The organism is Enterococcus sp. DIV0840, from assembly GCF_050527835.1.
In the GTDB taxonomy this organism is placed as follows: Bacteria; Bacillota; Bacilli; order Lactobacillales; family Enterococcaceae; genus Enterococcus_L; species Enterococcus_L ureasiticus.
On the sequence record NZ_CP172876.1, the window covers coordinates 3194821 to 3208027 of the forward strand.

Here is a 13207-nt window from a genome sequence, read left to right on the forward strand (position 1 = left end):
TTTATTATTCTTCTTGTTTTTCAGGATCCAGTTTGACTTTCACCTGAAATGTATTAGTGATATTTTGCGCCATTTTCTGCAGATTTTGAAGCAGCAAAACAATCCAGCTACATGCCAACATGAAAGATAACAGCTCAAATGCCGTGAGCGAAAGGTAACTTGTCCATTGAAATAACACCACGACTACAACTAATGTTGCTGCGATCATATAAGAAATCGACAAAAATTCTTTGGTTACATTAGGTAATAACCACTTGATTCCAACAATCAAAATCACGATCAAATAAACTAAATAACCAGCGACTTGATTATGGACACCTTGAAACGGACCTGTTTCTGTATAAGGAAATAATCCCACAGCACCGAGATCTAGTGCTGTTAAGGTTAAAAGAATACGCAAAATCGTTAGTCGTTTACTATGCGGAATCGCTTTTTGCAACTCTACAAACAGCCCATCGATCAATGCCACCATCAGTAATGATGAAAACATCAACGTTAAATTAAATTGCCAGCGGCTTTTTGCCTCGATCGTTCCTAAAAAGCTAAAGTTGAATTGCCACCATTGGTAATCTTTATTTGTGATCATGGCCAGCAAAACGCCACCGATAATCACAAAAATCAGTAAATTAGTCAATTTTACCGGTGTGATCGACAATGCTGAATAAATCATAAAATAATTGACGAATCCAACAAACACAAAAAATAATAAGGTCGCGGTATAACGATCAAACGTCGCACCTATAAAAACCAACCCGATTACTTTGAAAAAAACTAACAATGCAAAAACTAAAATAACAATGAATGAAAGTAAGATCGTTGGGAAATTCCGCCAATAAATATCTTTCGATTGCGTTGTAACTTGATTTCTTTTTCCTTTAATAAAAAAGAGTAAAAAACTGAAAACCCCACTTAATACACCCAACGAAAGGACAAAATTCGCAATTGAATACGCCCCTACCAACGCAATTTGACTTTTGTCTGTATAAAATAAATAAGCTAAAAATAGGATACTGATCACAGTTGTCGGAATCAAAAACCATCTTAACGAAAGCGTCTGGTTGCCTGCTATTTTCTTTTTGGGTTCAATCACTATTTTTTGATCTTTGATACTTACAGTCACGTCATCTTCATTTTCTAAATGAAACTCTTCTACTATCTTTTCCGGCAGTGTGATACTAAGTTTTTTTTCTTCCATACCCATTCCCCCTGAATTTAACATCTCATAAATAGTATAGATTGCTTTGATATAAAAGCAAGTTATAGATACGAATTTAGAAAAGTCCCATGTATAAGAGTTTTTATTACCTTTCACTATTGTTCGTTTTAATGTTCGTTAATCGATGTTTGATTTTTTCTTTTTTTTATATACTAATGTCAAATAATGATAAAAGGAGATTTTTCATGTTAAAAAAATTTTTAATTTCTATTTTAAGTTTAATTGTTCTATCGATAGGGGGACTCTTTCTTTATAATAATTTTAAACATAAACCTGTATACGGAATCATTCTTTTAGACAAGGATGGAACAAAAGTCAATAATTCCATCAACGCACAAAAAAAAGATATCGAGAAACATGTAGTTGTTGAAGGTAAATGGGTCGAACCGACAAAAACCCTTGCTTTGAACGTAACAGATGCTCAAAAAATAATTGCGTTTAATGGCTTCAAAAAAGTAACTGGTTCAAAAGATAATTATAAATTTGAACCTATTAAAAAAATTTCTCCGAATGAAGTATCCTTGTTTTCAAAAGAAAGTACATCTATGGTTACTGACGAAGCATACAAAGCCTTTCCATCTCCTATTAATGAGTACGTTACGTTAGGTGAGTCCTCTGCTCATGTCAATAATTTGTTAATCCTTCCAGATAAGCAATACAATGCCTTTACTGGTTCACCTATTAGTTTAGGCGTCTTAAAAGTCAAATCAGATGCATCAAAGGTCTTAATCAATTATAATAAAGTCGAAATGAATCAACTATATGATGAGAGTGGAACATAAACTTTACAATCAGCTTCACTCTCGTTAAATTTGCATAAGAGATGAAACAAAAGTAGCTGCTTTTGTTTCATCCTATTTATTTGGTGAAAAGGAGTTAAATATAATGCCACTGGTTATTGTATCTTGTGTTTTTATTATTATTGGTATCTTAGTTTTACTAAAGGAACGTCGAAGCTTCTTTGGCGGGATGATTTTTGCTTTTGGCGGCTTGTTCCTTACGTTGACTTTATTGATGATGGGGTTGTTTAAGATCGGGGAAATTTCTACAAACATTTCCACATTCGTCATTATTATTGTCTATGCATTATTTCCACTCATTTTTTTGGGCATTTGCGCTTTCTTCATTTTTAATACGCATACGATGCAGACAAGAGAAGGTCGTAGCGTTACAGCAAAGCTTTCCGCATTATTGGGGATCAATTTACTCATCACCGTGCCTGCTTTTTTCTATTTATTGTCTGTAGGAGCTGGTAAAGTTCCTACGTGGCTATTTTCAATTTTGATTTTTGCCTTATTAAGTGATTTACTTTTTTCTTTTCTATTTGCTTGCTATTTATTTTATTCATGGATGTACCAAATGATTCCGATCAAAAAAAAGGTAGACTACATCATTACTTTAGGTTCTGGTATCAGAAGTGAAGAAGTTCCTCCATTACTTAAAAGTCGATTAGATAAAGCGATTGAGTATTATCATAAAAATCCAAATGCCAAAATTGTTGTTAGCGGCGGACAAGGAGCAGATGAGCCTGTTTCAGAAGCATTTGCTATGAAAAAGTACTTATTATCACAGAACATCCCGGAAACTCACATTCTAGTGGAAGATCAATCGACGACAACTTTTGAAAATATGGTCTTTTCAAAAAAGGTTATTTTTCAGGACTGGAAAAGTAAAGACTCTGCTCCTATCATTTTATTCTCAACAAATAATTACCATGTGTTACGAGGCGCTTTATACGCACGAAAAGCGCACTTAAAAGCTGAGGGAATTGGTGCTCCAACTGCTCTGTATTTTCTTCCGACTGCACTTATTCGAGAATATATTGCCTTATTAACGCAATATAAATGGTTTACATTGTCTATGATTTTAGCCTGCTTAGCATTCGTGATTCTTAGTCTATTACCGATATAAATACGAATACTATCTAAAAAAGTAGCTCACTTATTTTCAGAGGAGCTACTTTTTTCTTCGCTGTTATTTGCTATATAGAGAATTTGCTCCTTACTTAAGCCTTTTCGAGTATTTTTTTCATGCAAATACACAACTCATCTCCAACAAACTCCCCATAATTTGGAATGATTCGATATCCATGTCTTTCATAAAAGCGAATAGCGCCTACCATTTCTTTACCCGTTTCCAGAACCGCTTGTTGGTACCCTTTTTCCAGCATATCGCTTTCCAACGCCTGCATGATTTTTCCAGCAGCGCCATTACCGCGGTTTGTTTGTTTTACATACATTCGTTTTATTTCTGGTGTTTGTTCATCTAGAAGCTTCCAACAGCCGCAACCAACAGCTTTTCCTTCCTCATACGCGACAACTGCACAAGCCATTTCTGCCAAATTATGATGATTTTGATAGCTTTGCGCTACCTCTGTGCCCCATTCTTCATTGAAAAAATAATTTAATTCCTGGATTAAATTTAGTAAATCTGAATTTGTTGTTGCAACTCGCTCTATTTTAATTGTCATTATGTCCCTCCATTTTTTAAAGCTTTATTTCCCTTCCCGCTTTGATTCAATCGTACCTATTTATATAGTTTAAAATAAATATAAATAAAAAACCAGAAAAGTCAGATAAGTCATTACAACTTTATCTACTATTTCTAGTTTTTCATTCGTATTCTTTTATTTAAGTCGCTCTGGCATCATGCCTTCTAAGAAACTCCAAACACCATTGCTGATTCGTAATTCATCCCGATCATAGTGAGAAAGTTCAGTTTTAATCAAATGATCTTGATCATCTAGCACTTTTTGCGCCCAATGTGGATCAATTAAAATAGCCCGTCCGACAGCAGCTAAGTCAGCAGTCGCTAAAACCTCTTTTGCATCTGCTCCATTTCTGATATCGCCTACACCGATCAATGGAAGACGACCGTTGATCGTTTCTTTTATATACGCTAGGATTGGTTTTTCTTTATACGACTCACTAACTGAATGATTTCTATAATTACCGATTGATAAATGTAAGTAATCTAAAGGCTTATTAGACAGTTGGTCTACTAAAAATAGCGTATCACTCAACCGAATACCAGGCTCTTCATACTCTTCGGGTGAAAAACGATAGCCCACAACAAAATCCTTCACACCTGACTGATCGACAACTTCTGTAACACCATCAACCAAATCATTGATAAATTTAAACCTTTTTTCTAGTGTGCCACCCCAATCATCGGTACGTCGATTAGAATGCGGCGAGAAGAATTGTTGACTCAAATACGTATTCGCCCCATGAATTTCTACGCCATCAAAACCTGCTTTTATGGCTCTTTCTGTCGCCTGTTTAAAACTTTCTAAAATTTCTAAAATTTCTGTTTCTGTTAATTCTCTTGGTGTTTGCGCATCGGGTCTTTCAGCTGCAACCGCACTTGGCGCAACAGGTTGAACCCCATGTAATACTTTAGAATCTGTCATTCTTCCCGCATGGAAAATTTGAAGAATTGCTTTTGTATGATTCTTCTTAATCGCTGCGGCCAATTTAGCCAGTCCTGGAATAAAACGGTCATCATACACACCTAATTCTCCGTCCCAGCCTTTGCCCCCTTCATGAACATTAGCAGCTGCCGTGATAAATGCACCTACTTCGCCTGAACGTAATGCATAATACTCAATTTCATCATTCGTTACAACACCATCAAAAAAAGACATTTTGGTTGTCATTGGCGCAACAACAAGTCTATTTTTTAAATGTAATCCTCTTTTAAAGGTCAAACCTGTATCTACGTTATTCATCAATCTTCCTCCTCTACCATACATGCATGCGCATGCAACTAATTACATAATAAAGAATAAAAGACTAAAAAGCAACTCTTTAGTCTTTTAAATAAAGTATTCTTTCAAAATAGCATTTACTTCTTGCTCAACAGACGACACTAGATTTGCTCCATCATTGGTCAAATCTACGTATACGCCCCGTTTATCATCCGCACAAATCCTTCTTTCGATCACTGAAGGATTTCGATCTTCCAATCTATTGATCAGACGAGACAATGCACTTTGGCTCAAACATAGATGATTCCCTAAATCATTCAACCTCATACAGCGTCCATTTTGTTTGAGTTGATATAAAGCATAATACTCACTTGTTGTAAGTTGATTATTTTTCTTTAACATTTCTTCTAATTTTTTTTCAACTATGGACTGTTTTTTTGTATAATCCAGCCATTGTGATATAAGAGGTGCTTCCATTTGATCATCCCTCCCTGATTATTCTTTTCAACTAGTTATAGTTTGCTTGTTTTTAGTAAAAAAGTCAAAATTTTAAGAACCTTACCAATAAAAGAAAAGCCATGGACCCTAGTCGCACGACTTTTTTTATTGTACTCGTCACTTAACTAGCATTCAAAATCCACATAAATCCTACAAAAACAAAGAATAAAGCGTACATGATCGGTGACACTTCTTTGCCTCGTTTTGCAGCGATCATGGTAATTGGATAGAAAATAAATCCAAGTGCAATTCCGTCAGAAATACTGTATGTCAAAGGCATTCCTAAAAGAATCAAGAAAGAAGGAATTGCGATTTCCATCTCTTTCCATTTGATTTGGCTAAGCGATTGAGCCATTAAAACACCCACAACAATTAGCGCTGGGGCCGTTACTTGAGACGTTACTACTGAAAGTAATGGCGAGAAAAATAGCCCAACGATGAAGAACAGACCCGTCGTCACAGCTGTCAGTCCAGAACGTCCACCAACTGCGATTCCAGCAGAAGATTCTACATAAGCACCAACAGGAGAAGTTCCTAACAGTGACCCCGCCAACATTGCTGTTGAATCTGCAGCGAGTGCTTTTCCAACTCGAGGCATTTTATTGTCTTTCATAAAACCTGCTTGATTCGCCAAACCAACTAATGTTCCAGCCGTATCAAAGAAGGTCACTAATAAAAAGGTTAACACTACAACCCATAGCTGTAGAGAATTGATATCTCCCACATGTTTTAAAGCAACTAAAAAAGTTGGCTTAAGACTAGGAGCACCTGAAATGATTTTAGTGGGTACGTCAATCAAACCAGTTACTAATCCCAAAATAGTCGTTGCGGTCATCCCAATAAAAATACCGCCAGGAACACGACGCACCATCATTATCGCCGTAATTACTAGACCAAAAATAGTCAGCCAAGTCGACCCAACGTTCAGTGGCCCTAAAGCAACTAGTGTCGATTCATTAGAAACAATGATCCCACCTTCACTTAGACCTAGAAAAGCGATGAACAGACCGATCCCGCCAGAGATAGCAAATTTTAAATCTGCTGGTATAGCATCAATGATCAATTCACGTAACTTAAAAATCGTGATCAAAATAAAAATTAGAGATGCGACAAAAACACCTGCTAAAGCTGTTTCCCAAGGAACACCCATCCCGACACAAACAGAATAAGCAAAAAAAGCATTGATTCCTAGTGCTGGCGCCGTTGCGATCGGATACTTAGCAAAAATCCCCATCAATATACAGCCTAATGCACTGGCTAAAGCTGTTGCAGTAAAAACTGCACCTTCATCCATTCCTGAAGCCCCTAAAACAGTTGGATTAACAAATAGAATATACGCCATTGAAATAAATGTCGTAAACCCAGCTAGAAATTCACGCTTCACAGTCGTATTTAATTTGTCGATCTCAAAATAGGAAATAATTTTTTCTTTCACTTGATATCCTCCTAAAATCCGAACAATAAACTGTTCGTAAAATTGCGATGTATTACTTAAACAACGTGTTCAATCATATAATAAAGAATAGAATAAGTAAATACAAAGCTTACTAACTGCAATTTATCTAAAACTGTTTCCCAAAACAAAAAATGACAAGCTTTCTTCACTAAGAAAACCCGTCATTTCAGCATTAATAACTAAATTATTCCGATAAAGCTTCTCCATCCAATCGTTGATTTAAAAGACGAGAAACCACATAAATCACGAAAATAGCAATCGCAGAACCAACCGCTACATCGCTCAAAAAATGCGCCCCGATTCGAACTCTTGACCAAGCGACAAAACAGCCGAATACACTTGTCAAAATCACAATTTTCTGCCGTTTATTTTTCTTCAAAGGATCAACAAAAAGTGGTAAGTATAAGGCTAACCATGCTTGTTCTGAATGTCCTGAAGGAAATGACTTATGACCATCGGCTCCATTGATACGCCACCAATTTGTATAATCGGCCCAGCTATTTTGCAATTCATAAGGACGAAATCTGCCCCAAAGACTTTTCATCACATCTATGATGGTATTACTAGCATAGACCGCCACTATTGCGCCTAAACCAACCAAAACCAATTTATTTAACTCCTCTTGATTTTTTCCTTTTAGCCATCGATTACACAACATAGACCCTACCACAAAAGTAAGCAAAGAAAGAATAACCAGTGCTGGAAAGAACCAATTTGGAAAACTCATTGCTCCACCACCGTCGTTATTTGCAGCTCCTATTGGTTGATTCTTTTGACTATTATTCAATGAAGTGACCGTATAAAAAAGCATGATTTTGATCATTTGCCAAATTTGATATAAACCAGCAATAATAGCGATAAAATAGATACTCCCCTTACTGAAGTGTGGTAAATTGCTTTCTTTAGCATAATAAATAAATATTTGAGTAGACATAAAAATAATGATTCCTGGAAAAATCAATCCATAATTTTGAAAAAAAGTGCCGAATAATGATCCTTGATTCATCACTCCCTGACTGATTTGTTTATCCCATATCCCACCAATCAACAACAAAATCCCTAAACTTACAAGTATGACTAGTTCTCTTTTTTCTTTTATAAAGTTCATTAATGAACCTCCTCTCTACACTAAATTGTAAATGAGAAGTGTTGTGTTCTTGTATGTTCTTCGTATAGATTCCGTTAACAATAGGTAAATTTTTTGACCGCCTATTTTAGACTACAAAAAATCTCTAGAACAAAATTCGTTAAATTTTGTTCTAGAGATTAGTTGATTTTATTCCTTAACGTCACACTGCTCTGCTTTTTTAGTCTACCAATTTCAACTGTGCGCATCTCGTCCCAACAAAGACAAGGAAAATAATAATAAATGCACCCATCGTTGCATCACTAAAGAAATGACACCCTAGAAGCACTCTGCTGATTGCTGTAATAGCGCCCCAAGCTATACCAAAAATCAATAAATGTTTACGAAGCTTCCTATTTTTTGGACTAGCATATAAAGGGAAGAAAATAGCAAACATACTTTCACAAGAGTGACCTGATGGAAATGATTTATGTCCAGTTGGCCCATTCATTTTGTACCAAGGCGTAAAATTATCTTGAACAGCATTTAATTCATACGGCCGAACACGCCCCCACAAAATTTTGATTTCCTCTACACACATTAGATAAACAAACGCCACTGCAACGCCTAAATAGCTACTCGCATCAAACGGTCAAGCTCTTCCGACGTTTTACGACTTAACCATTTTTGAACAATCAATGTTGCTATGGCAAAAACCACGATTCAAATAATGATATTGATAAACGTTGGTAACGTAGGAGTAACACCGCCATCATTATTTGCTTGTCCGATCGGACGATTGTGTTCTACATTTTGGATTGATGATAATGTATATTGGATAGCAAATTTTAAGTAATACCATATCCCATACAAAGATAGCCCTACCCCTGCAACAACGATCAACACTTTTGCAATCAACGGTTGGCTCGATCGAACCGCATAATGAATAATAATTTCTCCACTCATCATAATCACAACACCTACTGGAAAACAGGCATAATTTTGTAAAAAGGTCGCAATATACGAATTTTGACTCATCACAGCATTGGAAATAGCCAAATCTCCAAACGTACCAATCCCTAGTAAAACAACAAAAATTGAGATAACAATTGCAATTCTTCTACTATCTGACATTCTTTTTAACATTTTTATTCCTCCTAAATTTAAAAGCGTAGCGGGCTCGTTTAGCTCTGACAGGAAAATAGAAAATTACGACTGAGGTGCTTTTTGCCTCATTCTTAATTTATCTTTTTCCCGAAGAGCTAGCCCGCGAAGCTAGATAACATTAAAAGCGTAGCGAGCTCGTTTAGCTCTGACAGGAAAATAGAAAACTATGACTGAGGTGCTTTTTGCCTCATTCTTAATTTATCTTTTTCCCGAAGAGCTAGCCCACGAAGCTAAACATTCTTATTCACTCACAAGTAATAGTTTATCACTGCTTAATATAAAATATCGTACATTTTGTCAGTTTCATTATAAATAAAAAGACATTAATCCCGACATATTTCTTTTAGCACTCAAAAAAACATATCTTTACCTTCCTCCTCTAATTTCTTTGGTTTTCAGCTACACGTTTTAAGAACTTCCTTGTAAATACAGCGAAATAGAATTAAGATAATAGTGAAGATATTCTAATTTTTTGAAAAAAACAGCCGGAAATTTGTAAATAATTTAGAACTATTTTCATTTTGAAACCACAGCCCTGGGAGGAGTGAACACATGATCGAAGAGTATATCGAAAAAGATATTATGAGAAGGGTAAAACTAGTTGAATTTCTATTTGAAATGCGGGAACTTTCCATCAAAGATACCGCCAAGCGATTAAACGTGACACCCAACACCATCAAACGCGATTTCGACAAAATCTTAGTTTATTTTGACGATTGGATTCTTTATTCAACTAGCACTAGTCAAAAGATATCTGCCGTATTTTTAAGTGATTTGACTCGGTATACCTTGGTTATTAAAATCTATGAAGAATCGAAATTTTTAAACGTTTGTTTAAGATATTTATCTGGCGATACTGATTATTTATCCATCGTTGAAAATGAATTTGTCTCTGTCGCAAAAGCATTTCAAATAAAAAAGAATGTGGAAGACTTTTTTAAGCACGCTAAAATCATGGATGAAAATAACCATTTTATTCATGATGAATTACGTTATCGCAGTGTTGTGTTGTCAATCTTGATGAGGGTCAATTTCAAAGAATTATGGTCAAAAGCTGAGCTTTGGCAAATAGCAGAGCAATTTGTTGATGAACTGTTAGAACGTTTTTCCAACAATATAAAAATCAATAAGCGAGAGTACATCTTCTTAGTAGTGAACGTTTATTTGTCATTGACTCGCTCATCTGACCATCCGCTAAAGTATCCAGAAAATGAATTGAACATGATTCGTCAAAGCGTCATTTTTAAGGAGCTAAAAAAGACGATCGTTCATTTTTTTCCAAGTGAAGTAGAGACAACTTTTTCTGATGATGAAATCGGTTATCTTACTGCTGCCTATCGCTTAATTTCCTTGAATACGCCCAATTATTTAATCGTAAAAATGGATCATGATTATGAGCGTCACACAATTATTGAGAATTCACCGAAAATCCGTGCACTCATACGTGATTTTGAAAAATACTTTTCTGTTAATTTAGTCGACAATATCTTGTTTGAAAAGCCATTTATTAATCTTGTACTTTCTACGTGGCAAAATATTCAATCCTTTTTAGTTGAACAGCATTATTATTTAAATGATGAACAATTATCCTTGATTCTATCGGTTCGAAAAATTCTTGAAGAGTGGCAAAAACAATATATTGATTCGGATCTAGATTTTACGGATACGATCATTGATAAGTTCACCTCACAAGTTTCGACTACACTCTTACAGAAAAACCAGCAAAAACAAATCTTTTTCGTCGTTGCAGAAGATGAATTCTCACATATTTTATATCGAGAGCACTTGGAGAAGTGGATCAATCATTCTGATAAATTTATTGACGATCGAATGTATTATGCTATAGATGAATTACCAGTCTATGCTAAATCCTGGTCTCACGTTATTCTATGTGAGCGAGCATTACTTGCTGATCATGAGATTTCACCTGACAGCACGATTTTTCCTGTTTCAAGAAGCACCCTTTCTTTGGATCTTAGAAATATTCTAATGTACGCTTATGATAATTCTTGATGATAAACACTAAAAAGGCTATTTATTTCAGAAAATATCGCTGAAATAAATAGCCTTTTTTTATATAACTACCTTGCCAATACGATCCGATTTACAGTATCTGTAATACAGGTTTGAAGCGAAATCCGTTCTCCGCCATCTTCTATCACTCTTGCCCAAGTGTCATCGGATGGATCGTTTGCGTTGATACCATCATCCGCTACATCCAATACTTCATAAACAACGTATGTCTTAGCATTTCCATTTCCATCAACTACAGTTATTGGTGTTCCAACCGTTATATTCATAACACCTGCAAAATCGCCAGGATTGTGTCCGATAAAATGGGTTGGTAATTGATCGTTTACAGCACCTGTACCTGTCCAAGTTCCAGCCCCTACATTAGGCGCTTCTGGTGCACCATTACATTGAATAAATGGAATGGTTTGTCCTAAGAAGCTGATTGTTGCCGGAGCAATTGATTCTTGATTGCTGACAATTGAACTGCTAGGCTCTTGTGGTACAGCTGTTGTTTCAAGTTCTGTGACTGCTTCTTGCGATTCAGTTGTAACTTGTCCTACTTCACTTTCGGCCACTTCGATTGGTTGGAACTGATTGTTTTCTTCCATAACTTCAGCTATTGGCTCAGTTGTTTTTTGCTCAGTAACTGGTTGTTTTGGCTGATTTTCCACCACTGTGTACGTTCTGACCTTTTTATCTACATTTCCGCTGCTGTCCTTTAATGTATAAGTAAACGTATAGGTTCCAGGCTCAGCAATAACGCTAGGCCCTTCCACTTTAATTTTATTTGTTATATTTCCATCATAGTTATCGTAGCCCTTTACACCATTTAAGGGATCAAACTCTTTTACTTGGTCCATCGTTAATTCAAAGGTATTAGGAAATAAAATCATCGGTTTTTCACAATCTACTTTTTGTGTAGAAGCGTCCATAGAAGCATTCGTTGACTGACTGCCGCTAATAGTACTTACTAATAGTCCCATTCCAGCTACTAATCCCATTACACTCAACAATTTAACTGATTTCATCTTCATAAACTAAAACCTCCTAATGATAAATTTTTGTTGAATTCAAATTCAACTATTTACACTTAGAAGGATAATACAAACAGCTCCGAAAATTTTATATTAAATTTCAGAAAGTTCCTTTCGTTTTGTAAAAAAAGTAAAATTATAAGCATTGATTATTTTTACAACAAAAAAAATCAATTACAATAAAGTAATTGACTCACTAAAACAGGCTATCCTTATGTTCTTTTTTACTTACCAAGATTGGCTAGTTAGGCCTACTACAATTATGCCTTCAGGCTGATCGATTACAGGTGCAACATTATCTGATCAAGCATCTGTAATAATGACTACTTTGTCTTTAATCGCTATACTTTTTTCGTTGCTACTCTTTTAGCATATTACATTCTACCTATACATCACTTTCAGTATCTTTCAAAATTTCGCGAATTTCTTTAGCAGGACTTCCCGCCACAATAACATTATCTGGAACATTTCTAGTGACCGTTGAATCAGCTGCTACGATTGCATTTTCACCCACTGTAATGCCTGGTAAAATTGTTGCATTTGCCCCGATCCAAGCATTCTTTTTAACAAGAATTGGCGCCACGTTCAATCCTCGTCTTGCTTTTGGATCAATCAAATGATTCACTGTAATCAATCTTGAACTTGGCCCAATCAATACGTCATCTTCAATCGTAATGCCACCCAAATCCACAAAAGTTACATTCTGATTAATAAAAATATTTTTTCCAAAAGTAATATGTTTTCCAAAATCACTATAGAATGGCTGTGAAATCGTGACAGATTTATCTAAGCTTTTCCCAGTAATTTTTTCCATGTACTCTAAAACTTTCTCTTTTGTATGGTACTGCGTATTAAGTTCCATTAACAGACGTTCATTATTTTGTTTAATTAAGTGGATTTCTTTAAAAAGCTCAGAATCTTTCAATATAGTTTCACCCATTAGTTTTTTTTGCAAATCCTCGTTTGACACCTAAATCCCTCCCAATAAAATAGTCATCTTTACTATTCTTATTCTACTTGAATGTATTATACTTAACTAATACCTATA

Annotated in this window: 13 protein-coding genes; 3 read left to right on the forward strand and 10 right to left on the reverse strand. The window is 35.4% G+C overall.

Annotated elements, in window-relative coordinates:
* Nucleotides 1-4 precede the first annotated feature (4 nt).
* Nucleotides 5-1195: an AbrB/MazE/SpoVT family DNA-binding domain-containing protein gene (locus IGL98_RS15300; protein ID WP_206842824.1), complete on the reverse strand. Its 1191-nt coding sequence runs from the start codon at nucleotides 1193-1195 to the stop codon at nucleotides 5-7.
* A gap of 206 nt (nucleotides 1196-1401) precedes the next feature.
* Between IGL98_RS15300 and IGL98_RS15305 the strand changes: the two genes are divergently transcribed.
* Together IGL98_RS15305 and IGL98_RS15310 are read left to right on the forward strand one after the other, a co-directional pair.
* Entirely contained in the window at nucleotides 1402-1998 is a 597-nt protein-coding gene (locus tag IGL98_RS15305) for a lipoprotein BA_5634 family protein (protein WP_206913149.1), read from the forward strand.
* A gap of 103 nt (nucleotides 1999-2101) precedes the next feature.
* A complete protein-coding gene (locus IGL98_RS15310) occupies nucleotides 2102-3127 on the forward strand; it encodes a YdcF family protein (RefSeq protein WP_206913150.1) in 1026 nt (341 codons plus the stop codon).
* 94 nt (nucleotides 3128-3221) lie between these two features.
* Here IGL98_RS15310 and IGL98_RS15315 read toward each other — a convergent pair whose 3' ends face one another.
* The 7 genes from IGL98_RS15315 to IGL98_RS15345 form a co-directional block, all read right to left on the reverse strand.
* A complete protein-coding gene (locus IGL98_RS15315) occupies nucleotides 3222-3686 on the reverse strand; it encodes a GNAT family N-acetyltransferase (protein WP_206913152.1) in 465 nt (154 codons plus the stop codon).
* 156 nt (nucleotides 3687-3842) lie between these two features.
* Complete coding sequence (locus IGL98_RS15320; RefSeq protein ID WP_206842830.1) at nucleotides 3843-4946, reverse strand: NADH-dependent flavin oxidoreductase; 1104 nt, start codon at nucleotides 4944-4946, stop codon at nucleotides 3843-3845.
* Between the two features lie 87 nt (nucleotides 4947-5033).
* Nucleotides 5034-5402, reverse strand: a complete 369-nt coding sequence (locus IGL98_RS15325) for a MarR family winged helix-turn-helix transcriptional regulator (RefSeq protein ID WP_069647164.1) — start codon at nucleotides 5400-5402, stop codon at nucleotides 5034-5036.
* Between the two features lie 142 nt (nucleotides 5403-5544).
* Nucleotides 5545-6858, reverse strand: coding sequence for an NCS2 family permease (locus IGL98_RS15330; RefSeq protein ID WP_069647165.1), 1314 nt, complete (start codon nucleotides 6856-6858; stop codon nucleotides 5545-5547).
* Between the two features lie 205 nt (nucleotides 6859-7063).
* The gene (locus IGL98_RS15335; protein ID WP_206913160.1) at nucleotides 7064-7987 is read right to left on the reverse strand and encodes a phosphatase PAP2 family protein; all 924 of its coding nucleotides are present in this window, start codon (nucleotides 7985-7987) and stop codon (nucleotides 7064-7066) included.
* A 199-nt stretch (nucleotides 7988-8186) separates the two neighbouring features.
* Entirely contained in the window at nucleotides 8187-8546 is a 360-nt protein-coding gene (locus tag IGL98_RS15340; RefSeq protein ID WP_242590301.1) for a phosphatase PAP2 family protein, read from the reverse strand.
* A 122-nt stretch (nucleotides 8547-8668) separates the two neighbouring features.
* The gene (locus IGL98_RS15345; protein WP_242590302.1) at nucleotides 8669-9091 is read right to left on the reverse strand and encodes a hypothetical protein; all 423 of its coding nucleotides are present in this window, start codon (nucleotides 9089-9091) and stop codon (nucleotides 8669-8671) included.
* A 573-nt stretch (nucleotides 9092-9664) separates the two neighbouring features.
* Between IGL98_RS15345 and IGL98_RS15350 the strand changes: the two genes are divergently transcribed.
* Nucleotides 9665-11125, forward strand: coding sequence for a helix-turn-helix domain-containing protein (locus IGL98_RS15350; protein ID WP_206913167.1), 1461 nt, complete (start codon nucleotides 9665-9667; stop codon nucleotides 11123-11125).
* A gap of 68 nt (nucleotides 11126-11193) precedes the next feature.
* Here IGL98_RS15350 and IGL98_RS15355 read toward each other — a convergent pair whose 3' ends face one another.
* Nucleotides 11194-12159: an immunoglobulin-like domain-containing protein gene (locus IGL98_RS15355; RefSeq protein WP_206842834.1), complete on the reverse strand. Its 966-nt coding sequence runs from the start codon at nucleotides 12157-12159 to the stop codon at nucleotides 11194-11196.
* Nucleotides 12160-12544: 385 nt separating this feature from the next.
* The gene (locus IGL98_RS15360; RefSeq protein ID WP_206913169.1) at nucleotides 12545-13129 is read right to left on the reverse strand and encodes a DapH/DapD/GlmU-related protein; all 585 of its coding nucleotides are present in this window, start codon (nucleotides 13127-13129) and stop codon (nucleotides 12545-12547) included.
* Between the last annotated feature and the right edge of the window lie 78 nt (nucleotides 13130-13207).

Coding starts and splice junctions, on each gene's coding strand:
- IGL98_RS15300 (WP_206842824.1), bottom strand. CDS start 1,195: ATGGAAGAAAAAAAACTTAGTATCACACTGCCGGAAAAGATAGTAGAA.
- IGL98_RS15305 (WP_206913149.1), top strand. CDS start 1,402: ATGTTAAAAAAATTTTTAATTTCTATTTTAAGTTTAATTGTTCTATCG.
- IGL98_RS15310 (WP_206913150.1), top strand. CDS start 2,102: ATGCCACTGGTTATTGTATCTTGTGTTTTTATTATTATTGGTATCTTA.
- IGL98_RS15315 (WP_206913152.1), bottom strand. CDS start 3,686: ATGACAATTAAAATAGAGCGAGTTGCAACAACAAATTCAGATTTACTA.
- IGL98_RS15320 (WP_206842830.1), bottom strand. CDS start 4,946: ATGAATAACGTAGATACAGGTTTGACCTTTAAAAGAGGATTACATTTA.
- IGL98_RS15325 (WP_069647164.1), bottom strand. CDS start 5,402: ATGGAAGCACCTCTTATATCACAATGGCTGGATTATACAAAAAAACAG.
- IGL98_RS15335 (WP_206913160.1), bottom strand. CDS start 7,987: ATGAACTTTATAAAAGAAAAAAGAGAACTAGTCATACTTGTAAGTTTA.
- IGL98_RS15340 (WP_242590301.1), bottom strand. CDS start 8,546: ATGTGTGTAGAGGAAATCAAAATTTTGTGGGGGCGTGTTCGGCCGTAT.
- IGL98_RS15345 (WP_242590302.1), bottom strand. CDS start 9,091: ATGTTAAAAAGAATGTCAGATAGTAGAAGAATTGCAATTGTTATCTCA.
- IGL98_RS15350 (WP_206913167.1), top strand. CDS start 9,665: ATGATCGAAGAGTATATCGAAAAAGATATTATGAGAAGGGTAAAACTA.
- IGL98_RS15355 (WP_206842834.1), bottom strand. CDS start 12,159: ATGAAGATGAAATCAGTTAAATTGTTGAGTGTAATGGGATTAGTAGCT.